Annotated in this window: 20 protein-coding genes; 11 read left to right on the plus strand and 9 right to left on the minus strand. The window is 38.9% G+C overall.

Annotation, left to right across the window (positions count from 1 at the left end; genetic code table 11):
- Window positions 1-522, minus strand: a complete 522-nt coding sequence (locus GM920_RS22375) for an NADPH-dependent FMN reductase (protein ID WP_182961631.1) — start codon at window positions 520-522, stop codon at window positions 1-3.
- A 184-nt stretch (window positions 523-706) separates the two neighbouring features.
- Here GM920_RS22375 and GM920_RS22380 point away from each other — a divergent pair, with 184 nt between their 5' ends.
- From GM920_RS22380 to GM920_RS22415, 8 genes are all read left to right on the plus strand, one after another.
- Window positions 707-1,510: a ParA family protein gene (locus GM920_RS22380; protein ID WP_062546947.1), complete on the plus strand. Its 804-nt coding sequence runs from the start codon at window positions 707-709 to the stop codon at window positions 1,508-1,510.
- 10 nt (window positions 1,511-1,520) lie between these two features.
- Window positions 1,521-2,441: a ParB/RepB/Spo0J family partition protein gene (locus GM920_RS22385; protein WP_182961632.1), complete on the plus strand. Its 921-nt coding sequence runs from the start codon at window positions 1,521-1,523 to the stop codon at window positions 2,439-2,441.
- The gene (locus tag GM920_RS22390; protein ID WP_182961633.1) at window positions 2,441-3,145 is read left to right on the plus strand and encodes a DUF5683 domain-containing protein; all 705 of its coding nucleotides are present in this window, start codon (window positions 2,441-2,443) and stop codon (window positions 3,143-3,145) included. The genes GM920_RS22385 and GM920_RS22390 overlap by 1 nt, the downstream gene beginning before the upstream one ends.
- Before the next feature lie 40 nt (window positions 3,146-3,185).
- The gene (gene dapB / locus GM920_RS22395) at window positions 3,186-3,926 is read left to right on the plus strand and encodes a 4-hydroxy-tetrahydrodipicolinate reductase (RefSeq protein WP_182961634.1); all 741 of its coding nucleotides are present in this window, start codon (window positions 3,186-3,188) and stop codon (window positions 3,924-3,926) included.
- A 6-nt stretch (window positions 3,927-3,932) separates the two neighbouring features.
- Window positions 3,933-5,129 (plus strand): signal peptidase I, encoded by a 1,197-nt coding sequence (gene lepB, locus GM920_RS22400; protein ID WP_182961635.1) that lies wholly within the window; start codon window positions 3,933-3,935, stop codon window positions 5,127-5,129.
- A gap of 209 nt (window positions 5,130-5,338) precedes the next feature.
- Window positions 5,339-6,532: an ROK family transcriptional regulator gene (locus GM920_RS22405; RefSeq protein WP_182961636.1), complete on the plus strand. Its 1,194-nt coding sequence runs from the start codon at window positions 5,339-5,341 to the stop codon at window positions 6,530-6,532.
- A gap of 101 nt (window positions 6,533-6,633) precedes the next feature.
- Complete coding sequence (locus GM920_RS22410) at window positions 6,634-9,747, plus strand: SusC/RagA family TonB-linked outer membrane protein (RefSeq protein ID WP_182961637.1); 3,114 nt, start codon at window positions 6,634-6,636, stop codon at window positions 9,745-9,747.
- A 69-nt stretch (window positions 9,748-9,816) separates the two neighbouring features.
- Window positions 9,817-11,700 (plus strand): SusD/RagB family nutrient-binding outer membrane lipoprotein, encoded by a 1,884-nt coding sequence (locus GM920_RS22415; RefSeq protein ID WP_235964615.1) that lies wholly within the window; start codon window positions 9,817-9,819, stop codon window positions 11,698-11,700.
- A 74-nt stretch (window positions 11,701-11,774) separates the two neighbouring features.
- On the opposite strand, the gene GM920_RS22420 is transcribed toward GM920_RS22415, so the two are convergent.
- The 8 genes from GM920_RS22420 to GM920_RS22455 form a co-directional block, all read right to left on the minus strand.
- A complete protein-coding gene (locus GM920_RS22420; RefSeq protein ID WP_182961639.1) occupies window positions 11,775-12,860 on the minus strand; it encodes an Ldh family oxidoreductase in 1,086 nt (361 codons plus the stop codon).
- A gap of 2 nt (window positions 12,861-12,862) precedes the next feature.
- Complete coding sequence (bshC, locus tag GM920_RS22425; protein WP_182961640.1) at window positions 12,863-14,452, minus strand: bacillithiol biosynthesis cysteine-adding enzyme BshC; 1,590 nt, start codon at window positions 14,450-14,452, stop codon at window positions 12,863-12,865.
- Window positions 14,453-14,498: 46 nt separating this feature from the next.
- Entirely contained in the window at window positions 14,499-15,833 is a 1,335-nt protein-coding gene (rimO, locus tag GM920_RS22430) for a 30S ribosomal protein S12 methylthiotransferase RimO (protein WP_182961641.1), read from the minus strand.
- A gap of 41 nt (window positions 15,834-15,874) precedes the next feature.
- Complete coding sequence (ftsY, locus tag GM920_RS22435; RefSeq protein WP_182961642.1) at window positions 15,875-16,837, minus strand: signal recognition particle-docking protein FtsY; 963 nt, start codon at window positions 16,835-16,837, stop codon at window positions 15,875-15,877.
- 71 nt (window positions 16,838-16,908) lie between these two features.
- Window positions 16,909-17,067 carry a DUF4295 domain-containing protein gene (locus tag GM920_RS22440; protein WP_082461406.1) on the minus strand — a complete coding sequence of 53 codons (159 nt, stop codon included), beginning with the start codon at window positions 17,065-17,067 and terminating at the stop codon, window positions 16,909-16,911.
- A gap of 38 nt (window positions 17,068-17,105) precedes the next feature.
- The gene (gene rpmG, locus GM920_RS22445) at window positions 17,106-17,288 is read right to left on the minus strand and encodes a 50S ribosomal protein L33 (RefSeq protein ID WP_008242799.1); all 183 of its coding nucleotides are present in this window, start codon (window positions 17,286-17,288) and stop codon (window positions 17,106-17,108) included.
- Window positions 17,289-17,328: 40 nt separating this feature from the next.
- Window positions 17,329-17,562: a 50S ribosomal protein L28 gene (gene rpmB, locus GM920_RS22450; RefSeq protein WP_182961643.1), complete on the minus strand. Its 234-nt coding sequence runs from the start codon at window positions 17,560-17,562 to the stop codon at window positions 17,329-17,331.
- 186 nt (window positions 17,563-17,748) lie between these two features.
- Window positions 17,749-18,186 carry a hypothetical protein gene (locus GM920_RS22455; protein WP_182961644.1) on the minus strand — a complete coding sequence of 146 codons (438 nt, stop codon included), beginning with the start codon at window positions 18,184-18,186 and terminating at the stop codon, window positions 17,749-17,751.
- A gap of 191 nt (window positions 18,187-18,377) precedes the next feature.
- Between GM920_RS22455 and GM920_RS22460 the strand changes: the two genes are divergently transcribed.
- The 3 genes from GM920_RS22460 to GM920_RS22470 all read left to right on the plus strand — a co-directional run bounded on the left by GM920_RS22460 (window position 18,378) and on the right by GM920_RS22470 (window position 23,866).
- Complete coding sequence (locus tag GM920_RS22460; RefSeq protein ID WP_182961645.1) at window positions 18,378-18,968, plus strand: RNA polymerase sigma factor; 591 nt, start codon at window positions 18,378-18,380, stop codon at window positions 18,966-18,968.
- 90 nt (window positions 18,969-19,058) lie between these two features.
- Window positions 19,059-20,267, plus strand: a complete 1,209-nt coding sequence (locus GM920_RS22465; RefSeq protein ID WP_182961646.1) for a FecR family protein — start codon at window positions 19,059-19,061, stop codon at window positions 20,265-20,267.
- Window positions 20,268-20,434: 167 nt separating this feature from the next.
- Window positions 20,435-23,866 carry a TonB-dependent receptor gene (locus tag GM920_RS22470; protein ID WP_182961647.1) on the plus strand — a complete coding sequence of 1,144 codons (3,432 nt, stop codon included), beginning with the start codon at window positions 20,435-20,437 and terminating at the stop codon, window positions 23,864-23,866.
- The last annotated feature ends 2 nt before the right edge of the window (window positions 23,867-23,868 follow it).

Genomic DNA, 23,868 nt, shown 5'->3' on the forward strand with positions numbered 1-23,868 from the left:
TTAAAATGCGATAAACTTGTCCATTTGCTGGTTGGTGAATTTTAAAGTATCTTCTTTGAAAAGCTCATCCAGCTCATTTAGTTCGGTTTTCACAATAGAAATATGAATTCTTAATGGGAGTACATTTAAGTGAAGGTAACTGCAGACCCCACCGAAATGATCAATGCCCCTGATATTGCCATATTTCCCAGAAGATAGACCCACTAAAGCGGCTTTTTTATCGTAAAAACTATCTGGAAACTGACAGGCATCAATGAAGGTTTTTAACACACCAGGGAAGCTACCATTGTATTCCGGAATGACAAACAAAAATTTGCTGGTTTTGGTCATCATTTCCTGGATGGGTTCAAAGGCCGGGCTTCTCTTTCCATACAAATCTGAAGCAATCAAATTGTCTGGCAATTGTTCCAGACTGAAGAGCTGCGTCTCTAATCCTTTTTCTAGCAGGACTTTTTGATAATATTTTGATACTTTCAGCGTATTACTTCCAGGTCTGTTTGTTCCCGATATGATGGTAATCATGTAAAAAATTGTTAATAAGATGTGTAAAACACTATATTGGTGCTATGCAGTAAGTGTCAAATTGTTTGTATCTTAGCTAATCGTTAAAATGTGCCTAAATCAATACAAAAATAGCATTTTTTATAGATTTAAATCAGGTAACAACAAGCCTTCAGTAAATAATTGGTAATTAGTAGAAAGATAAATGAGTAAAATTATTGCATTGGCAAATCAAAAAGGTGGTGTAGGTAAAACGACTTCATCTATAAACTTAGCCGCGAGTTTAGCCGTACTGGAATACAGAACTTTATTGGTGGATGCAGATCCGCAGGCTAACTCTACCTCAGGTATCGGCTTTGATCCAAGAAGTATTAAAAATAGCATCTATGAGTGTATCATCAATGATATCGAGCCGATGGATGCCATTCAGAAAACAGAAACCCCCAATTTAGATTTGCTCCCTGCACATATTGACCTGGTCGGTGCGGAAATTGAGATGATTAATCTCAATAATAGAGAGTATAAAATGAAAGCCGTATTGGAGAAGGTGAAAGATCAATACGATTTTATAATCGTGGATTGTTCCCCATCTTTAGGTTTAATTACCATCAATGCATTGACTGCTGCGGACTCGGTAATTATTCCGGTTCAATGTGAATATTTTGCATTGGAAGGATTAGGTAAGTTATTGAACACCATTAAAATTGTTCAAAATCGCTTGAATCCAGAATTGGAAATTGAAGGGATTCTTTTAACGATGTATGATGTGCGCTTGCGTTTGTCAAATCAGGTAGTAGAAGAAGTTAGAACCCATTTCCAGGACTTAGTTTTTGAAACTATCATTCAAAGAAATACACGCCTTAGTGAGGCACCTAGTTATGGTATATCTGTAATCATGCACGATGCCAATTGTAAAGGGGCGATCAACTATTTGAACCTGGCACGCGAAATCGTTCGTAAAAACGGACTGGTAACGGAAGTGCAGGATGTAAATAAAGCAATTATATAAAACTATTTTAATGACATCTTTTCAGCGAAAAACAGGTTTAGGTAAAGGATTAAGTGCGCTTTTAGATGACAGCGATTCGGTGAATCCACCGAAAAACGGAGTCAATCCTGTAAGCGAAAACAGGCAGGAAAATAGCAATAATAGCGCTATTGGACATGTCAAAATCAGTGATATTGATACCAATCCTTATCAGCCACGTACGGAGTTCGATCAGGTTGCTTTAATTGAACTTTCTGAGTCAATTAAAGTACAAGGTTTAATTCAGCCAATTACCGTTAGAAAACAAACAGGTAACCGGTTCCAGTTGATTTCAGGTGAACGTAGGTTGAGGGCTTCTAAACTAGCTGGCCTGACGGAAATTCCCGCTTATGTGCGCAATGCCAATGATCAGCAAATGCTGGAAATGGCATTGATTGAAAACATTCAGCGTGAAAATCTAAATGCCATGGAGGTCGCACTGTCTTTCCAAAGGATGCTTGAAGAATGTAACTTAAAACAGGAACAACTGGGTGAACGTGTTGGTAAAAACCGAACTACAGTGGCCAATTACCTTCGTTTGCTGAAGTTGCCACCAGAAATTCAAATCTCCATCAGAGATCAAAAGATTTCTATGGGCCATGCACGTGCATTAATCAATGTAGAAGAGGTAGAAAAACAACTTTTTATCCACCGTGAAATTATCGATAAAGGCCTTTCTGTAAGGAAAGTCGAAGAACTAGTAAGGAGTATCAATAGCTTAGATATTACTCCTAAACGTCCAAAACAATCAAATGGCGTGTCTTTTGAATACCAAAAATTGCAAAAAGACCTCACTACAAAGTTTTCTACGAAAGTGAAACTGAAAGTAGGAGAGAATGGTAAAGGTGCAATTGAAATTCCTTTCATGTCGGAAGATGACCTGAGCAGGATTTTAGAATTATTGGATTGGTAATGTCAAAGGCTTTACTCTTGTCTGGACTATTGTTTGTCGCTTCCATCGCTGTTCATGCGCAGGTAGCAACCCCCCTTAAAAAGGACAGTGCCCTGGCAAGTCCGGTTAAAAATAAAGTAGATACTTTAAAGCCCAAATATGTAAATCCTGGTAAAATTGCCGGGAGAAGGGCAATGATTCGCTCTGCGATTTTACCCGGTCTGGGTCAGATCAGAAGTGGCTTTAATCTTTATCGTGGACTAAAAGTAGCGGGTATCTATACCGGAGCTACTTTATTGACGATTTCTTATATAGATAACAATAAGAATTACCATATCTTTTTGACCGAATTGCAGGAACGGGAAAAGGCAAGGATCTATGCCGCCGCTTTGGCAGCAAATAATGGAAATCCAAACGCTCCAGGTCTGCCAGAAAAAGGGAATCCTAATGTGGAGGATTATGGACAAGTGTCCGATGCAAACCTGATTACTGCAAAAGATACCTACAGAAGAAATAAAGATGTAATCCTTTTCTCTTATGTCGGCTTATATCTTTTGAATGTTGTGGATGCCTATGTAGATGCCAGACTGAAATATTTTGATGTAGGTGATGTATCTGTTAAAATAAGGCCTGCAATGATCAATAATAATTCCATGTATGGTGGCAATACGATGTATGGATTAAATTTACCTTCCCCTGGACTTAAAGTAGCGATCGTTTTTTAAGCCTCAGAAAAAAAATATAATATTAATTGAACCAACAAAAATGAAAATAGCACTATTGGGTTATGGTAAAATGGGTCAGATTATTGAACGTTTTGCCCTGGAAAGAGGCCATGAGGTGGTCTTGAAAATCAACTCACGAAATCAAGACGAACTTAACGTAACGAATTTATCCAAAGCAGATGTTGCCATAGATTTTAGCGTTCCCGATGCAGCAATCCCTAATATTTACCTTTGTTTTGAAGCCAATGTGCCTATTGTTGTCGGTTCTACAGGTTGGTATGGACAATTGCAGGAAGTAAAAGACGCTTGTCTAAGCAGGAACAATACCTTATTGTATGGATCAAACTTCAGTATTGGGGTAAATATATTTTTCCATATCAATCAGGTTTTAGCAAAAGTTATGAATAACTTCCCCGCCTATGATGTGCAGGTAGAAGAAATTCACCATACCCAGAAACTGGATTCACCAAGTGGTACTGCAATGACTATTGCAGAAAGTATCATTGATGAACTGGATAGTAAGAAGGAATGGGTAAATGAATTGGTAGGGAGTCCTTTTGAAGATGTCGTTAAAAAAGATCAGGTACTGATCGAATCACATCGCATTGAACATGTCCCTGGAACTCATACTGTGGTGTATAGTTCTGAAGTGGATGATATTGAAATAAAACATACCGCACACAATCGTGCTGGTTTTGCTTTGGGCGCTATAGTTGCAGCGGAGTGGTTGCAAAATAAACAAGGCTTTTATAACATAGCCGATATATTTAATTTTAAATAAAAAAGTATGAATTGGAAATTCTGGCAAAAGAATAAGGATGCCAAGCCAGGTAAGAAAAAGACCAAAAGCCGCGAATGGTTCGACGCCATTTTATTTGCAGTAATCGCAGCCACCATTATCAGGGTGTTTTTTATTGAAGCCTATACGATACCTACAGCCTCCATGGAAAGGTCGCTATTGGTTGGCGATTTCTTATTTGTGAGTAAAGTGAATTACGGTGCGAGAATTCCGATGACGCCCGTTGCTTTTCCTTTTGCTCACCATACGATGCCAATTACGGGTACTAAAGCGTATTGGGAAGGCGTGAAATGGGACTTTCACAGGCTACCAGGTCTTTCTGATATCAAAAGAAATGACGTAGTGGTATTCAACTATCCACAAGGAGATACGGTTGCTGTAGAGTACCAGGATCAAGATTATTACCAAATGGTACGTTCTCTAGGTTGGAAACAAGTAAATAGTCAATTTACAATCATCAGCCGTCCGGTTGATAAAAGAGAAAATTATATCAAAAGATGTATCGGTATTGCTGGTGATACCATCAGTATGAAAAATGCTTTAGTTTACCTGAATGGTAAAGCTGATCCGTTAAAAAATACAGGTCAGATTTCCTATGAGGTGGTTTTTAAAACTACCGATGTGAATTTCAAAGTGTTTGAAGATATTGGCTTTAATGTTTCTGATGAAATTTCTGCCATGAATCAAAATACTTACCAGTTTACTGGAACTGCAGGAATGATGGATCAGGTGCGCAAACTGGATTTCGTTCAGTCTGTGCATGAAATGACCGAGCCAGCAGGTAAAAAAGATCCCGATATTTTCCCTTTTGATCCAAATAGAAATTGGAATGTAGATAATTTCGGGCCAATCATTATTCCTAAAAAAGGCTGGACAGTTAAATTGGATAGCGCAACAATGCCACTTTATGAAAGAAGTATCCGTATTTATGAAGGTAATAAAGTAGAAAAATCAGGTAAAGGCTGGTTGATCAACGGTGTTGCTGCGGATAGCTATACTTTTAAAATGAATTACTATTGGATGATGGGTGATAATCGTCATAGGTCTGCCGATTCTCGCTACTGGGGTTTTGTACCAGAAGATCATATCGTTGGAAAAGCATTGTTCATCTGGATGAGCTATGATACCAACGGATCTTTCTTTAGTAAGATTAGATGGAATAGATTATTCAGAGGAATTAATTAAGATAATTACTATTTGTTGAAGGCTGGCGTTTTACGCCAGCCTTTTTTTGTTGGTCATTTTTTTTTGGTAAAAATGCCATTTCATTAGCGCTAGCGCATAAATCTTAGTGTGTTTTATTTATAAGCATCGTATACTTAAAAAATAATTTAAAAAGAATTGTGGTTTTATGGTAATTTAATTTTAAGTTTGGGTAACTAAATTATAAACTTGTGACCGCCAGTATTAAGAAATACCATCAGTTACGGACGGATGTGATCAAACACTTGTATTACAGTAAGCATTTAACGCTTACTGAATTAAGTCGTTTGACGCATAAAAGTCTGCCGTTAATCACCAACGTGGTGAATGACCTGGTAGAAGATGGATATATTTTGGAGCATGGCTTGGCGCCCTCTACCGGTGGCCGAAGAGCATTAACCTTTCTTCTGAACCAAAAGAAGCAAAGATATATTGTTGCAGTGGCAATGGATCAATTGGTCACTCAAGTCGTAATTTATGATTTATTGAACCAGGTCCAAATGTTACCTGAATTGTTGAAATTCAATCTCAATGCCGCTGATGCATCACTTAATCAAACTTTAATAAGCTTTCTTAAAGATTACATTTCCCGTTCAGGTATTCTTCCTGAGCAGATTTTGGGGATTGGTATCGGAATGCCTGGTTTTGTAAATACCGCAGAAGGGATCAATTATACTTTTTTTGAAGTAAAAGGTGGTGGAAATTTAAGAACTTACTTAACTAAAGCACTCAATTTACCTGTATTTATCGACAATGATTCCAGCCTGATCGCACTGGCAGAACTGAAATTTGGTGCCGGAAAGGACCTGAAGGATGTGATGGTCGTGAATATAGGTTGGGGAATTGGTCTGGGTATGATCATTAACGGAAGCTTGTTTAGGGGACACAGCGGATACGCAGGGGAGTTTAGCCACATTCCCTTATCACAGAGTAATAAATTGTGCTCTTGTGGGAAACGTGGATGTCTGGAAGTCGATACCTCTTTGCTGGTATTGGTGGAAAGGGCAAAATCGAAAATCGCTGAGGGATTTAATTCCAGTTTAGAGCATCTTTTTCTGGACGACAGCAAATTACATGGGGATCATTTTTTGGAAGCGGCAAAGGCAGGGGATCCTTTAGCTGTTTCTATTCTCGCAGACGCCGCTTTTCTAATAGGAAAAGGTCTGGCTACTTTAATTCATATCATTAATCCCAAATTAATTGTGTTAGGGGGCAGGGGAGCCACCGCAGGAAAAATGATGATGGCGCCTATTCAACAGGCCATTCATGAATTTTGTATCCCGCGACTGGCAGAACACACCGAGATTAAAGTATCTGAATTGGGTACTGAATCCGGACTTTTAGGTGCCGCAACGCTTGTTATAGAGAACTGTAATTTTAATTAAATATAAAGGAAGCTTTTTAGTCTAGGGATAAGCTAAAAGCTTTTAAGTGCAACAGGAGTACCAATAATTAACCTAAATTTTAACAACTAAATCTTTACAAGATGAAACAGATGTACTTAAAGTGTATGGCCGTTTTGTTATTAAGCGTAATAACAATAACTGCTTATGCGCAACAAAAAGTTACCGGTACGGTAACGGAAAAATCAGGGCAGCCCATCCCTGGCGTAAGTGTAACAGAAAAGGGCTCAAAAAATGGAACTTCAACTAATGCAGATGGAAAGTTTAGCATTTCTGTAAAGAAAGGCGCAACATTAGTGTTTTCTTCTGTAGGCTTAGGTACTAAAGAAGTAAATGTAGGAAATAACGCAAGCCTTGGAAATGTGGTGCTTGAGGATGATGCAAATGCCCTGAATGAAGTTGTAGTAACGGCCTTAGGTATCAAAAGAGAAAAGAAATCTTTAGGATATGCGATGCAGGAACTTAAAGGGGAAACTTTGGTAGATGCTAGAGAACCTAACCTGGTAAACGCCTTGTCAGGTAAGGTTGCTGGTTTGCAAATTACCCGTTCTAGTAGCGGCCCGACTGGTTCATCCAAAATTACGTTAAGAGGTAACAACTCACTTACGGGTGAGAACCAACCCTTAATTGTGGTAGACGGTGTACCTATGGATAACTTTACAGGTGCTAAAAATAATGATTTTTCTAATCCTAGTTTGGATATGGGTAGCGGTTTAGCCGATATCAATCCGGAAGATATCGAAAGCATGTCGGTTCTAAAAGGCCCAACGGCTTCCGCCCTTTATGGATCAAGAGCAGGTAATGGTGTGATCTTAATTACCACAAAATCAGGTAAAGCACAAGCTGGTCTTGGAATCACAGTTACTTCCTCTTTGGGAATTGAAAGTGTTTTTACTGGTCCTAATTTGCAAAATTCATTCGGACAAGGAGAAAATAGCATTTATAAAAATATCTCAAACGCAAGTTGGGGACCTCACATTGAAGGGCAACTGGTTACAAAATGGAATGGTGAGCAAGTGCCACTTCAAAGTTTTGATAACATAGGGAATTATTTTCAAAATGGTATTTCATTAAACAACGGGATTTCATTCCAGCAACAATACAAAGGAACGTCTATTTATACTTCCCTAAATCGTGCTGACGATAAAAGTGTTATTCCTGGTGTTAAATTGACCAGAACAAATTTAACAGCAAGAGCCGTGAGTAAATTTGGAAAGGACGATCGTTGGACAACAGATACTAAAGTTCAGTACATCAATAGCAACGCAGAAAATAGACCTTTATTAGGTTCAAGAAGTGAAAATGCTTTTGCCGCAATTTATAACTTGCCAAGATCAATGGATATCCGTGATTTTAGTGCTGCCAAAAAAGCAGACGGCAATATGTTGTGGTACGGCGGAGGTAATCAGATCAACCCTTACTGGGCACGTCAATATAACTTGAATCAGGATATTAGAGATCGTTTCTTAATGAACGGATCATTGAAATATCAATTCAATAACTGGTTAACTGCAGAAGTAAAAGGTGGTGCGGATATGTATACGACCAACACGGAGACTAAAGTGTATGGCGGTAGTCCAATTGTTTCTACAGGAAGATACGGTGCAGGTAAGAACGTTTTCACTGAAACAAATTTCAGTACTTTAATTACTGCTAAACAAGATAATTTATTCAGCAAAGTTGGTGGTGCAATGACCTTGGGTGGAAATCTAATGTCAAGTAAAGCTTCTGGCTTAGCGGCAAACTCAGGTGAATTGGTTGTGCCAGACTTTTTCTCGTTAAACAACGGTGTAAACAGAGCAACCATAGAAGAAGACTTCAGAACAAAAAAGATCAACTCGGTATATGGATCAGGTCAGCTTAATTGGGATCAGTATTTATTCCTGGATGTGACCTTTAGAAATGACTGGACTACTACTTTGAACAGCAATAACCGTTCTTATTTCTATCCTTCTGTGAGTACCTCTTTCGTTTTTTCTGACATGATTACTAAAACAGGTGGAACATTGCCTTCTTGGATGAGCTACGGTAAAGTGAGAGCTTCTTATGCTGAGGTAGGTAATGATCTTGATGCTTATAAGCTATACAATACGTATACCATCAGTAAGGATCCAAACGGAAATACGACAGCTTCAAGAAATAAAGTTTTAAATGATCCCAATGTAAAAAGCGAGTTGATTAAAGCATTTGAAGTAGGTGCGGAGATGAGATTTTTCGATAGTAAGTTTGGTTTTGATATTGCTTATTATAAATCAAATGCAACCAGACAACTACTGGAAATCTCGATGGACCCTCTGAGTGGTTATGAGAAAAGAAGGGTAAATGCTGGTGATATTCAAAATACTGGATTTGAAGCAATGTTAGATGCAAGAATGATGTCAAATCAAAATGGTTTGAACTGGAATATGTTGCTAAACTTCTCAAGAAATAACAATACAGTTAAAGAAATAACTCCTGATGTTCGTGAATATCAATTAGGTGGCTATGATGATGTATATGTTTTAGCGGTAACCAATCAAAAATATGGAGAGATTTATGGAAGTAAATACCTTAGAGTAGAAGATGCTTCCAGCCCTTTTAATGGTCAATTGATTCTTGATGCAGATGGTTTGCCTCAAAGAGGTGCACAAAAAACAAGACTTGGAAATCAGCAGGCAAACGCTTTACTAGGTTTAACCAATAGTTTTGCTTACAAAGGATTTGGATTGTCATTCCTTGTAGATGCCCGTTTCGGTGGTCAAATTTTTTCTGGAACCAATGCTGCAATGCAGGAGAACGGAACTGCAGCAATTACAGCTCCTAATGGTTTAAGAGAGCAAATGGTAGTGGGTGGTGTGATCTTAAATGGTGGCCAATATGTTCAGAATAGTATTCCGGTAACTCCAGAAAGATATTGGGCTAAAGTTCATAGCTATGGAAACCTTGGAATCGGGGAAGAAAACATCTATAGTGCAACTAATATTCGCTTAAGAAATGTTCAGTTAAACTATACTATTCCAACCAAATTCCTTTCTAAAACACCTATTCAACGTGCAAAAATTGGTGTGTCCTGCAATAATGTATGGTTAATTTCAGGTGATATGAATGGCATTGACCCGGAGTCTGTATACGCTACAAAGGGCAATGCTACTGGATTTGAAAATTTCAGCGCGCCAACTACACGTACATTCTTATTCAACTTAACACTGGGCTTCTAATTTTTTTAACAAAGGAAATTTCCTTTATAAATCAAGATTCTGATGAAAACAATTATAAAAACTTCATGCATGCTTTTAACAACAACGTTGTTATTGGGATCATGTAAAAAATTCGAACAAATCAATGTGGATCCTTATGCTGCTACTGCTGAACAGGCGCAAACTGAGTATTTCCTTAACGGTTCTATTATTGGCGCCCAGATGAACCCGGATGTAGCAGAACGCTCGTTCGTGCTTTATTGGAAAACTGCAGGACACCAACATAGTAATGGCGGAATTTCTTCAGGTAGCTATAATGACGGCTGGACCAGTGCTTATTATGATAAGGTCTCTGCATGGTTAAATAGTGCCAATACGGCAATCCAAATTGGTGAGGGACAAATTGCCAATGGAACAGCAAAAGCTTATACCCCCAACCTGGTACAAGTGGCAAGAATCTGGAGAGCTTATTTAATGAGTGAATTGTCTGATAATTTTGGACCAATTCCTGCCAAAGCATTTAGTGGGGTTAACCCGGAGTTCTCAGATGTAAAAACCATCTATTATTACCTGTTGACGGAACTAAAGGAAGCAAGTGCTAAGCTTGATTTAACTGTTGCAAACACGGATGCATTGAAAAAACTAGATCCTGCTTATGCGTATGATTATGCAAAATGGAGAAAGTATGCAAATTCTATGCGTATGCGTTTGGCAATGAGGTTATCTGAAGTAGATCCTGCAAAAGCTAAAGCTGAATTTGAACTGGCTGTATCAGGAAGTGATTTCATTAAATCAACAGATGAGACTTTCCAAGTTCAGGAGAGACCAGGATGGGATGACCTTACTGGGGTAATGAGTAGAGAGTGGAATCCACAGTTTATCTCGGCATCGTTAAATAATATTTATTTAGGTCTTGGTGGAATTAAGTCAGAAACTCAGCTTGGCGCGAGTTATCAGCCATCTATTAAACCAGCAAATTACCTGGGCTTAAAATTTGACGATCACTTTACCTCTAAAACAAATAACCCATCTGCTGGATATTGGTTTGACGGTCTTCCAAATGTTATTGATCCACGTGCCTATAAAACGTTTATCATTCCAGGTGACTTCAGTAATCCTAATTTTAACTCTTATCCATCTTGGACTACTGATGCTAAAACGACGACGAGAAATCTATTCAGTGCAACAAATGAAGTGGTAAAAGTAATTGAGGCTAAAAATACCTGGAATGCTTCCAATACTGGCGATTGGGGTGCAAAAGGAACCAAAAATGAGGTGAGAGCCTATGAAGGTACGATGCCGCGTCTGTCTAACCAATTCAGAGCAAGTACTAGCAAACGTATTTTCTTTGCACCATGGGAAACTTATTTCTTGCTTGCCGAAGCAGCTGAACGCGGATGGGTAACCCCATTGGGCGGAAAGGCAGCATATGAGGCTGGTATACAATCTAGTTTTGAATATTGGGGTGTAAGCAATTCTATCGGTAGTTATTTGACATCCGAAGACTTCAATAGAGTAGGTACTTCTGTAAGCTGGGATCACGTAACTGAACCTAGTTCAAGCCATGCTATGAATTATATTGATGGATATACCAACGTAGCGGGGGTTGCTAACGTATTGTATCCGGTAAATAATTTATATAAAAATGGTACGGTTAAAAATGACCACTTAACAAAAATCATTACCCAGAAGTTTATTGCTCAAACTCCTTGGCTTCCATTAGAAGCTTGGAATGACCAAAGACGCTTAGGCTTGCCTTTCTTTGAAAATCCGGCGATCGAAAATGTCTTGCCTAATTTACCAGCCTTAAACAATAGTAATTATATGACAAGTAACATTAAGTTCTTCCCTCAACGTTTGAGATACCCTTCAAGTTTGCAATCGACAAACAATCCAGGTTACCTACAAGCAGTGACCGCTTTAGGTGGACCTGATGAAGTATTGACTCCATTATGGTGGGCTAAAAAGAACTAGTTTTTCTTTTTGATAAAAAAAACCTGCTGATCTGATCAGCAGGTTTTTTTTTACCTATAAATGAGTGTTGATACTTAGGATAATCCTTCAATCCCAAGTTTTTCTGCCAGTTCGTTCAGATCTTTGACAACAACATCAATGATTGGAATTCCCTGGACCTTACGTTCCTGCTCGAAAGCATATTCCGGCTCTCCAGGGATAATCACTTTTTGATCTTCTTTTATGGTCTTGGCAGATTGAAAACGTTCAATCCAGTTGTCCAAATGGTCTTTGAAATCTGCTGCGGGACGGAAGCCATCAATGCGCATGGCACCAAAGAAATGTCCGATACCTTCGCCAACAGGGTTTGCAGAAGGTTCTAAAAAAGCCACAAAAGGAGGAACCCATGGGCCGTAATTTGCGCCAGAGAGCACAGCAGATAAGATGTCCACTGTGGCACTTAAGCCATAACCTTTATGACTGCCATGGTCTTTATCGCTTCCTAATGGCAAAAGAGAACCACCATCTTTCAATTGATGTGGATTTGTAGAACTTTTTCCATCTTTATCTTGTACCCAGCCTTCAGGAATCGGTAGATTGGCCCTTTGCGCAATCTCTAATTTCCCATTTGCTGCTGCTGCGGTAGCCATGTCCACCACTACAGGAGGATATTTTCCAGCGGGAAAAGCATAGCACATCGGGTTGGTTCCCAATAATCTTTCATTGGCATAAGTAGGAGCAACCAGCGGACTCGCATTGGTCATGCTCACACCGATCATGTCTTGTTCTACCGCCATTAAAGCATGGTATCCGGCAATTCCAAAATGATTAGAGTTTTTCACGGCTACCCATCCACTACCATAGGTCTTCGCTTTTTCAATAGCTACTTTCATTGCAAAAGGAGCTACAACCAATCCTAATCCGGCATCTCCATCCACGGTAGCCGTTGTTGGAGTTTCATGAACCACACGAATATTTGGTGTAGCATTGATGCGTTCTTTTTCCCATAATCTAACATAGCCACTTAACCTGGCTACACCATGGGAGTCTATTCCACGTAAATCGGATTTTAGCAAAACATCTGCTGCCAATTGTGCATCCGCTATAGGGCATCCCATTTTTAGGAATACGCTTTCCGTAAATTGACGTAAACTTTGTTCGGTAAAAGTGTGAAAAATCATTCTTATGAAGCAAATAGAACCGTAAACTGGTGGTCCAATGGTTTGAAATTTAAAATCAGGGAATCAATAAACTCTTCACCATAGGCTACATACAAGGGGGCAATATTTAATACACGTTCCTGAAGTACACCTGTTGGGAAAAGTTTCCCTTTTAAATTGTCAATCTGTGACAAGGAAGTATCATGCTTACGCTTTTCAGCCCTTAACATTTTCTTCTCCAAATTGACAATCAGTTTTAAAGCCTTTGTCTTAGCGGCGTCAGCCGATTCAGAAAGGGTTTTATCGATCTTGTAAGCATTGAGCTTGATTTGATCGAATATAGCACTCAAGCTGCGCTGTTCATCGCCTAATGTGAGCTGTAAATTGACATGGGCCTTGATCCAGTCATTTTTAAGTGTTTCTGGTTTTTTAAAAAGGTCTTTATGGCTGATACCGAGAATTTGCATTTTCAGCTCAGCGCGTTTGTCGATCACCAAGGCCGAATTTCTAAGTAATAGCACCGGGAAATCTACCTGATAATAATCGAAATTGGTTTTTAATTGCAGCCAGTAAGTCAACTCTGCACCACCTCCGATGTAAGCTAAATTTGGCAGGATTACTTCCTGATATACCGGTCGCATGACTACATTCGGACTAAAGCGTTCTGGAAAATCTGTAATTTCTTTTTTCAATTCAGCTTCGGAAAACTGGATATCCGTATTCATGACCTTATACACCTCGTTTTCTTTTACAATGCGTTCCCTCAATTGGTCTGTCATGTAAAAGAAGTTGATTTCTCGGGGATTTACCTGGGTCTTATAACCTTTAGCTTCTAATGCTGCATTGCTTTCAGAAATCTGTTCAAAGCTATGCTGACCGATAATATCGGCTTCAATAATCGCTGCAAATTCCTTTTTTAATAGAGGCTCATCAGCATCTACACATACTAATCCATACTTTCCAAACAAACCGTTTACCAACGCTCTTGTGGCATCAGAAAGTTTTTCATGTTGAGTATAGGCATTTTCCACCAACTGGGCCAGTTGTAAGCCATTCTCGGTAATGCCGAGATAACCTTTATAAGCCAATAGGGTTTCAGTAATGTCTTTAGTGCTTAATCGTCCGGTTGCCCCAAGCGCTTTTTTATTCCAGCTGAGTTTTTTATCCTCAATTTTCACATGATTGATCTCTTCGAAATCATGGTCTTCCGTAGCCATCCAATACACAGGCACAAAGTTTTTATTTGGAAATTTCTCCTTTAACTCTTTTGCAAGGTTAATGGCAGTCACAATTTTATAAATGAAATAAAGTGGGCCGCTGAAGATATTAAGCTGATGACCGGTGGTAATGGTATAAGTCCGGTCATCAGCTAGTAGCTGTATATTTTGTTCCACTAAGGCGGGAGCCTGAATGGTAGCATATTGCTTTTTAAGGATCTGGGTCAATGTAGACCGGTTTCCTTTAAAATTACGGTTCGCGATGGCTTCAGCAAAGCCTTCAAAATCCGGTGTGTACTTGTAAAAAGTACTTAACTGATCCTTTCCGTCGATGTAATCCAGTACAGCGGAGGAGAAGGCATTGGTTTCCTGGTAAGAGATGTATTTGGCCTGCATTGCTACGAATTTAAGTTAATAAACCAGAAGTCAATACATCACAAATTTATTTTACAATTTGTCCATATAGATCGAAATCTTCTGCTCTGTCAATCTTTACATTTACAAAGCTTCCATTCGCTGCATAACCTGTTGTAGCATCAATTAAAACCTCATTGTCAACCTCTGGAGAGTCAAATTCAGTTCTGCCGATAAAGAAGTCACCTTCTTTTCTATCTACCAGTACTTTATAAGTATGACCGATTTTTTCTTGGTTAATCTCATAAGAAATACCTTGTTGTAATTCCATAATGGCATCTACACGCTCCTGTTTTACTTCTGCAGGAACATCATCAACCAGGTCATGGGCATGAGTTTTTTCTTCATGAGAATAAGTGAAACAACCTAATCTATCGAACCTGGTTTCTTCCACCCAGCTCAACATCTCTTCGAAATCAGCTTCAGTTTCTCCAGGGTAACCACAAATTAATGTAGTACGCATAGCGATATTAGGTACTTTATCTCTGATCTGGTTCACAATATCAATGGTCTTTTGTTTGGTAATACCACGACGCATAGATTTCAACATATTATCTGTGATGTGCTGTAATGGCATATCCAAATATTTACAAATGTTATCACGCTCGTTCATCGCATCTAAAATTTCCATAGGGAAACCTGACGGATAGGCATACTGTAATCTGATCCATTCGATTCCATTTACATCTGAAAGACGTCTTAACAACTCATCCAGGTTACGTTTTCCGTAAATGTCTAAACCGTAATAAGTCAAATCCTGTGCAATAAGAATCAGTTCTTTTGTGCCGTTAGCAGCTAGAATTTTTGCTTCATTCACCAATTCATTCATATCTCTGGAAACGTGTTTTCCACGCATCAAAGGAATGGCACAGAAAGAGCATGGGCGATTACAGCCTTCTGCAATTTTGAAATAAGCGAAGTGAGAAGGAGTGGTTAATAACCTTTCTCCAATCAGCTCATGCTTATAGTTCGCACCTAATGAATGTAAAATGTTATTCAAATCGTTGGTGCCAAAGAAAGCATCCACATTCGTGATTTCGGATTCCAATTCCGGCTTATATCTTTCAGATAAGCAACCAGTCACAATTACTTTGGAAATTTTCCCAGCTTCTTTAAGCTCACTATACTGTAAGATGGTATCAATTGATTCTTGCTTGGCATTGTCGATAAAACCGCAGGTATTGATGACTACAATATCATCTTTCCCCATTTTATCTGATTCATGGACCACATCCATGCTATTGCCACGAAGCTGACCCATTAAAACTTCTGAATCGTAAAGGTTTTTGGAACAACCCAAAGTAATTACATTGATTTTAGGTTTTTTAACAGGAATGATTTTAGATGTGGTTTTTGTATTCATGATTTTTTATTTGGAGTAGAATTCTTCTGTTGAACTAAAAATTAGTTAAACAAGCTGTCTACAAATGCTTTTTTGTCAAATAATTGAAGGTCGTTTACGCTCTCGCCAACACCTATATATTTTACCGGAATTTTAAACTGATCAGAGATCCCAATCACGACACCACCTTTTGCGGTACCATCCAGTTTGGTAATGGCCAATGCATTTACGTCGGTTGCCTCAGTAAACTGCTTGCATTGTTCAAAGGCATTTTGCCCTGTTGAACCATCCAATACCAATAATATTTCATGTGGTGCAGAAGGGATTACCTTTTCCATCACATTTTTGATTTTGCCCAATTCATTCATCAGGCCGATTTTATTGTGTAAACGTCCGGCAGTATCAATGATCACTACATCTTCACCATTCGCAACAGCAGATTGCAAAGTGTCGTAAGCAACAGAAGCAGGATCTGAACCCATTGCTTGTGCAACTACACGCACACCAACACGTTCTCCCCAAAGTTTGATTTGTTCCACAGCTGCTGCTCTGAAAGTATCGGCTGCGCCTAAAACTACGCTCAGTCCTTCTGCTTTGAGTTTATGTGCAAGCTTGCCAATGGTGGTCGTTTTACCTACACCATTTACACCAACAACCATAATTACATAAGGCTTATGTTGTCCGTATTCAAATTTGCGGAAATCATTGCTGTTGTTTTCAGAAAGCATCAATTGTATTTCATCACGCAACAGGCGATGCAATTCTGAAGTCGATAAATACTTGTCCTTAGCTACACGAGCTTGTATGCGGTCAATAATTTTTAAGGTGGTAGTCACACCAACATCGGAAGTCACTAAAACCTCCTCAAGATTATCGAGCACATCATCATCAACTGTCGATTTACCCGCAACGGCCTTTGTGATTTTACTCAAAAAGCCCTCTTTAGTTTTCTCTAAACCCTTGTCTAGCGCTTCCTGCGCCTCGGGAGCAGTTTCCTTTTTCTTGAAAAAATCAAATAAACCCATACAATGTCTAACTAAACAAAAAAAGCCCTCCCATTTAAAAGGGACGGCTTTAATATAATTAAATATTAAAATTATTTTTTGGATGCAATAGCATCTTGAACGTGATCGTTGTGAACAATAACTTCTTTGAAAGAATAAGCACCAGTTCTTGGTGATTTAGTCATTGTAATAACTTTCGAATATTCTTTACCTTTTCCCGTTTTAAGGGTTGCAACTACCTTTTTTGCCATGATCTAAATAGATTGTATTTAGTTAAATACTAAATGTATTACTTAATTTCTTTATGTACAGTTACCTTTTTCAAAACTGGGTTGAATTTTTTCAATTCTAATCTCTCAGTAGTGTTTTTACGGTTTTTAGTAGAGATATATCTAGACATACCAGGCATGCCACTAGTTTTATGCTCCGTACACTCTAGAATAACTTGTACTCTGTTACCTTTTTTTGCCATTTTATTAATCTTAAGGTTGATTCACATCAACCAATGTTATTTACAAATATCCTTTTTTCATGAAGCGACTGATCGCCTCAGTAATACCAATTTTATTAATGGTTTTGATAGCTGAAGTAGAAACTTTCAGTGTTATCCAACGATCCTCATCAGGAATATAAAATTTCTGAAGTTGTAAGTTGGGATAAAACTTACGCTTAGTTTTAACGTTTGAGTGAGAAACATTAAAACCTGTCATTGCCATTTTTCCGGTTAAATCACAAACTCTAGACATGCCTTTAAATATAGTGTTAATTATGTTTTCTTAATTTTTTTAAGAGTGTGCAAATATCAATAAAATATTTGTAATCATCAAGTAGGTATCTAAAATATTTTGAATTTATTTACAGCGTGTTACGGACTGCTGCCCAGATCCCTACCGTGGATGCTCTCGGGGCGCAATATACAACAATTATACGGATTACAAGGCCACAGATTCTTCTAAATCACCCAACAGGTTTTCAAATTGTAAGACAAATCTCCTCAAATCATTAATATAATGTGTCAGTTCCGGCTTTTCATCTGTTTTCAATTGTGCCAACCAAACCGATTTATATTCTTCCATATGATATAAAGTAGGGGTAATACCATAGGCTGGCTGAACAATCTGGAGATCAGGATGCAATACTTCATGTAAGATGAGGTTATTTATTCCCGGAAGTTCAATGGCTTTCATCATAGATACAATCGTTAGCGGAATCCTAACCTGATAAATTTCTTCTAGCGTAGTCCTCATTTCTTGATGCGCGGTATGATCAGGGTCAATATTCCATATTAAGGATTCTGTCTGGTAATATTGGTTCGCCAGTTCTGCCCTTCTTAAAATTCCTGCAATCTGATCGTATAACTGTTTGCTCATGGTTTGCGATTAGGTATTAGAGCATAGACAATTAATACCGCCTTTTAGTTTAATTTCTTAAATAATATATCTGCTCGCAACTTGTAAGGATAAATGAATTGGAATGCCAAATAAATAATAAGAGAATCTGAATAAAATGTAACTTGAGCAAGTTTTATAGGGGATATTAATATTGTTAACATTTTGGGGGAGTGCAAACGAGTATTGAAAATCAGGATTTATTAGAGAAGGTAGCTTCAGGGGACTGGGAAGCATTTGCTGCGCTATATAATACCTATGTGCCTAAACTTTATCGTTTTATTTATCCATTTGCCAATCAGAATAAAGAAGATACAGAAGAAGTTATTCAGGATGTATTCCTTAAAGTATGGATGCGGAAAGAAAAGATTGCAGAACTGCGGTCTTTTGAATCCTATCTTTTTAAAATGGCGAAAAATCAGCTGCTGGATCAACGGGGGCGTCAGAGTTCACAGCTACGCCTGATCACTAAGGTAGGGAATGATGCCTGTAAGGAGCTAGCCTCCGTCCATGATCAATTGGTATATGATGAGTATTATAAAATAGCAAAGCAGGCACTACAGGATTTATCTCCGCAAAGGCGTAGGATTTTTGACATGCGCATGGAAGAGGAGATGTCTATAGATGAAATAGCTAAAGCGCTGAACATTTCTACATCTGCCGTAAAGAAGCAACTTTACGAAGCCATTCATACCATTAAAAAGGAGCTGCGTCATAAAACCGGCTGGCCTTTGTTATGCTGGTTTATTTTTATTCTTTCATAGTCTTTTTCAGTTAGCGTTTTATTTTAATAAATCTTCTGAAAAGGAGGTGTACTTTTTTCAATCGGCTCCGTCTTACAGGTAATCGAAGACATGGAAAGGCAGGATATAGAAAATATTTTAGATAAATTCTCAAAAGGAATTGCTTCAGAAACCGAACACCAGGTATTTAATGAATATCTGGCGGAACTGGATGATGATGCTTATGAAATACTGCTTATGGCGTATCAGGATAAGCTTACTGATGAGCTCAAATATGAGCTTCCTGATCCTCTTTTATTGGGTAAAATTAAAGAGAAAGCCCTTCCTAAAGCAGTAAAACGATATAAATTGAAAACAATTTATGGCTATGCAGCGGCTGCAATTCTGCTTATTAGTTTATCTGTAACGATGTTTCTGAACCAGGATATTCCGCATGAAATACCTGTGCAATATGGCAAGCATCAGGAGTACGCGATAAAAGCACCGGAAAATAAGGCCGTCCTGACCCTCGCTAATGGTACCGAAATCAGTCTTACTGATGCTGCAAATGGGAAGATTGCAGAGCAATCAGGAGTAAGAATTACTAAGACTTCCGATGGGCAATTGATCTATGATATAGCTGCGGGGAAGGAAACCGATGCTTCAAACCATAGAAAAACAGGTCAATCTGCATACAATAGCATTTCCACTCCTGCAGGGAGCAAATATCAGATTAACCTTCCAGATGGAACCAGAGTCTGGTTAAATGCCATGTCCAGCATAAAATATGCGCCACAGTTTATGGGTAAAGAAAGGTTGGTTATCCTAACCGGTGAAGCCTATTTTGAAGTGGCAAAACATGAAGGTGTACCTTTTAAAGTAAGCAGCAGAGGGCAAGTCGTGGAAGTGATGGGAACACATTTTAACATCAATGCCTACCAGAATGAACCCGCAGTAAAAACTACACTCGCAGAAGGAAGTGTACTGGTGAATATGGAACCAGACATTAAAAAGCAAGCATACACAAACCAGAAGAGACTCGTTCCCGGGGAACAATCCGTTTTAGAAAATGGAGCGTTGAACGTAAAGAAAGTTGACCTGCAAGAAGTCCTCGCCTGGAAAGATGGCTATTTTTCTGTAGATGATGACCTGAAAACCATCATGAGAAACATCGAAAGGGTGTATAACGTAGAGGTTGTCTATCAAGGAGAAATAGAAAATGTAGAACTCGGAGGAATCGTTTCAAAGTCAAGAAGCCTCGCCGATATCCTCAATGTATTAGAATCAACAGAAAAATTCCGATTTAAAGTAGAAGGAAGGAGGATCACCGTTATGAAGTAAATTTTACAACTCGAATCGGTGGACTAAATAAAACCAGAAGCGTTGGAGCGCTCCTGGCCTAATGCGTTTAGGCCCTGTTCAAAAATATGATAGAGAATCAAAATTGATGAATGGCCAGCTCATTTTCATGTGCCGGCATTTGTCTCAAACCTAAACAAACCAAATGTATGAAATTTTACGATTTTAACTCGTATAGGGCATCCTATGTCAAGGATAAGATATTACTAACCATGAAATTAACCCTGTTATTGAGTTTTACGGTAATGCTGCAAGTCAGCGCCTCCACCTACGCTCAGAATAAAATCACCTTATCCAGGACAAATACATCCCTGGAACGGGTGTTAAAAGCTATTGGGAAGCAAAGTGGTTATGATCTGGTTTATATTTCCAATTCCATAAAAAATGCGAATCTGGTAAATATTAACGTCGACAAGCTCTCTTTAGAAGAAACACTAGAAAAACTATTCATCAATCAACCATTAACCTATTCTGTTAACAATAAGATAATTACGGTTAAAGTCCGTAAAGAAAGCCCATCCTTTTCCCAGCAAATGTTCCTCATGACTGATGTTTCTGGAAAAGTATTAGATGAAACCGGACAAGGGATTCCAGGCGCAACGGTAAAAGTAAAGCGCTCCGGACAAGTCGCCATCACCGATGCACAGGGCAAATTCGCCATTAAAGGCCTATTGAACGATGATGTCCTCGTAATCAGCTATGTTGGGTTCAACACTCAGGAAGTAAAAGTCAGCAATAATGTAGTCATTAAACTGGTTCCTACTTCCAATGATTTGGATGGCGATATCGTGATTGTTGGTTATGGTAAGCAAAAAAAAGCTACAGTAACCTCCTCTGTGGCTCAGGTAACCAGAGAAGAAATCAACAGCACCCCAGGTGCAAGTTTACAGAACATGTTAACCGGCAAGGTAACAGGGCTAACCACCTTGCAGAGAACCGGCCAACCAGGTAATGATGCTGCCCAGATCTATGTGAGGGGAGTAAGTACACTCTCAGGTTTCTCTACCTCACCATTAATTTTAGTAGACAACATAGAATATGATTTGAGTCAGTTTGCAATGATTGACCAAAATGAAATTGAAAATGTTTCCATATTAAAAGATGCTGCTTCAACCTCCATCTATGGAATTAAAGGTGCCAATGGTGTTATCCTCGTGACTACAAGAAGAGGTAAATTGGGTAAACCAGTGATCAATCTTAGGTCGGAAGTAGGAGTTAATTTGGCAGTATCCCCATTTAAAGCATTGGGTTCTTACGATGCGGCGGTTTTACGCAATGAAGCACTGAAAAATGACAACCTTAACCCTCAGTTTACACAGCAGGATCTGGATCTTTTTCAATCTGGTGAAGATCCTTATGGTCATCCAGATATCAATTGGTACGACAAAGTTTTCGGTAAGTCCGCCATTCAAACAGACCACAACGTAGACATCTCCGGAGGTACTGAAAAGGTGAAGTATTTCACTTCTGTAGGCTACCTGTTTCAAGATGGTTTATTCAATAAGATGGAATACAAAGGCGCAATGCCGGTCCCTGATAAATCACCAATCAATACCAATTACTATTTTAAACGGTATAAATTCAGATCCAATCTAGACATAGATGCAACACCCTCGCTTAAATTAAGCCTGGATCTAAATGGCACTTTCAGTGAGCGGAATTCACCGGATGTTGGAAACCTGGGCTTCCAGATGACACAATACGAGTATGTGAATCCTTACGCTTATCCGGTTTACAATCCAGACGGAAGTTTCGGCTTTGCAAACCCTGCAGTCTTCTCTCCAAGAGATGGTATGAATAGTGTAGCCGCAATTGTGGCCTTAAGTGGTTACAACAGAAATTTCAACAATTTCCTGAGCTCTAATTTTTCTGCAGTTCAGAAATTGGATGCCATCACAAAAGGCTTGTCTCTAAAAGGACTTTTCGCCTATTCAAATAACAATGCTGCCACACGTACCCTAAGCAGAGGAGCAATTCCTTCTTTTTATTACAATCCGGTGGATGGCAGCTATACACCCAAAGATATTAACGTATATCGGGTGTCTCCATTGAGCCTTGGCTATACCGGATCAGGAACCGATCTGCCTGCCAAAATCATGACCTATCAGGGAATTTTAACCTATCAGCGAACTTTTGGAGACCATGACGTTGCGGGACTTCTGCTTTACAACAGATCCAGTAGAATTGTGGCCGCAAAACCACCAAGTAACTTCCTGGGATATACATTCCGTGGGACGTATAATTTTAAAGAAAAATACCTGTTTGAAGTGAGTGGTGCCTATAACGGTTCCTCTAATTTTACGTCTCAGAAGCGATATACCTGGTTCCCCGCAGTCTCCGCAGGCTGGAACATCTCTAAAGAATCTTTTATGGAGAAAGCCCTGCCTTTTATCGAGATGTTTAAATTCAGAGGCTCTTATGGTTATACCGGAAGTGATGATATTGCTGGTTACCAGTATGGTTATGAAAGTTATTATAGCAATGGTACAAACTATAATCTAGGGGAAACAGCGAATTCTTTTCCAACCATTTTTGAAGGAAAACTTGGAAATAATGATGTGACCTGGGCAACAGAACGGAAAGCGAATATCGGATTGGATTTCTCCATGTTTAGTGGAAAACTGAGTGGTAGCTTTGATTACTTCGATAATTTTAGGGATAAAATCCTAATCAATCGCCGGACAGTACCATCTTCTTTTGGGGTACCAACCTCAACTTTACCTCCCGTGAATCTGGGTGCCGTATCTAATAAAGGATTTGAAATCGAATTGACCCATAAATCCAGAATCGGCAACTTAGGCTATAGCATAAAAACAAATTTCAGCTATGCTAAAAATAAAATAGTCTTTATGGATGAACCTGAACCGGATGCTTCAAAACCATGGCAGAGAGGAACAGGACTATCGGTTGGACTGGCTAAAAAATACATCTGGACCGGCCAGTTTTACACACAGGATGAGGTCAATGATCCTGCAACACCAAAACCTTCTGGAACAATCAAAGCAGGTTGGTTAAAGTATAAAGATCTGGACGGAAATGGCATCATCAACGTAGAAGATATGGCATTTGTGGGTAATCCAAACGTCCCAAATACGGTTATAGGAACCACCATAGGTTTCGATTACAAAGGCTTTAGTATTTCCATGCTTTTCCAGTCTAACCTGAATGGAGAATCTTATACCGGTTTTGACTCCGCAGTGCCTTTCAAGACACAGTTACAAGAATTTCATAAGGAAAGATGGACGCCGGAAACAGCTACCACCGCTACTTTTCCTGCATTGACCACCACGTTTGCAGGAACTTACATGAACCCTGAGGGAAACCTGTCTACTTTTTGGGCTACCAGTACTAATTTCCTACGACTGCGTTCTGCGGAGATTGGATATAGAGTGCCAAAAACATTTGCAGATAAATTAGGAATGAGCGCAGTTAGGATTTATGCAAATGGATACAATCTTTTTACCATCTCCGATTTTTATAAACGCTATCAATTTGATCCTGAGGTTGCTAGTAATGTCTACGGATATGTGTATCCAACCACGCGATTAATAAACATTGGATTATCGGTAACGCTTAAATAGGA

The sequence above is a fragment of the Pedobacter gandavensis genome, assembly GCF_014172405.1.
GTDB lineage: Bacteria > Bacteroidota > Bacteroidia > Sphingobacteriales > Sphingobacteriaceae > Pedobacter > Pedobacter gandavensis.

Coding starts and splice junctions, on each gene's coding strand:
- rpmG (WP_008242799.1), bottom strand. CDS start 17,288: ATGGCAAAAAAAGGTAACAGAGTACAAGTTATTCTAGAGTGTACGGAG.
- dapB (WP_182961634.1), top strand. CDS start 3,186: ATGAAAATAGCACTATTGGGTTATGGTAAAATGGGTCAGATTATTGAA.
- GM920_RS22410 (WP_182961637.1), top strand. CDS start 6,634: ATGAAACAGATGTACTTAAAGTGTATGGCCGTTTTGTTATTAAGCGTA.
- rimO (WP_182961641.1), bottom strand. CDS start 15,833: ATGAATACAAAAACCACATCTAAAATCATTCCTGTTAAAAAACCTAAA.
- GM920_RS22420 (WP_182961639.1), bottom strand. CDS start 12,860: ATGATTTTTCACACTTTTACCGAACAAAGTTTACGTCAATTTACGGAA.
- bshC (WP_182961640.1), bottom strand. CDS start 14,452: ATGCAGGCCAAATACATCTCTTACCAGGAAACCAATGCCTTCTCCTCC.
- GM920_RS22390 (WP_182961633.1), top strand. CDS start 2,441: ATGTCAAAGGCTTTACTCTTGTCTGGACTATTGTTTGTCGCTTCCATC.
- GM920_RS22375 (WP_182961631.1), bottom strand. CDS start 522: ATGATTACCATCATATCGGGAACAAACAGACCTGGAAGTAATACGCTG.
- rpmB (WP_182961643.1), bottom strand. CDS start 17,562: ATGTCTAGAGTTTGTGATTTAACCGGAAAAATGGCAATGACAGGTTTT.
- GM920_RS22455 (WP_182961644.1), bottom strand. CDS start 18,186: ATGAGCAAACAGTTATACGATCAGATTGCAGGAATTTTAAGAAGGGCA.
- GM920_RS22440 (WP_082461406.1), bottom strand. CDS start 17,067: ATGGCAAAAAAGGTAGTTGCAACCCTTAAAACGGGAAAAGGTAAAGAA.
- ftsY (WP_182961642.1), bottom strand. CDS start 16,837: ATGGGTTTATTTGATTTTTTCAAGAAAAAGGAAACTGCTCCCGAGGCG.
- GM920_RS22380 (WP_062546947.1), top strand. CDS start 707: ATGAGTAAAATTATTGCATTGGCAAATCAAAAAGGTGGTGTAGGTAAA.
- GM920_RS22385 (WP_182961632.1), top strand. CDS start 1,521: ATGACATCTTTTCAGCGAAAAACAGGTTTAGGTAAAGGATTAAGTGCG.
- lepB (WP_182961635.1), top strand. CDS start 3,933: ATGAATTGGAAATTCTGGCAAAAGAATAAGGATGCCAAGCCAGGTAAG.
- GM920_RS22470 (WP_182961647.1), top strand. CDS start 20,435: ATGAAATTTTACGATTTTAACTCGTATAGGGCATCCTATGTCAAGGAT.
- GM920_RS22415 (WP_235964615.1), top strand. CDS start 9,817: ATGCTTTTAACAACAACGTTGTTATTGGGATCATGTAAAAAATTCGAA.
- GM920_RS22465 (WP_182961646.1), top strand. CDS start 19,059: ATGGAAAGGCAGGATATAGAAAATATTTTAGATAAATTCTCAAAAGGA.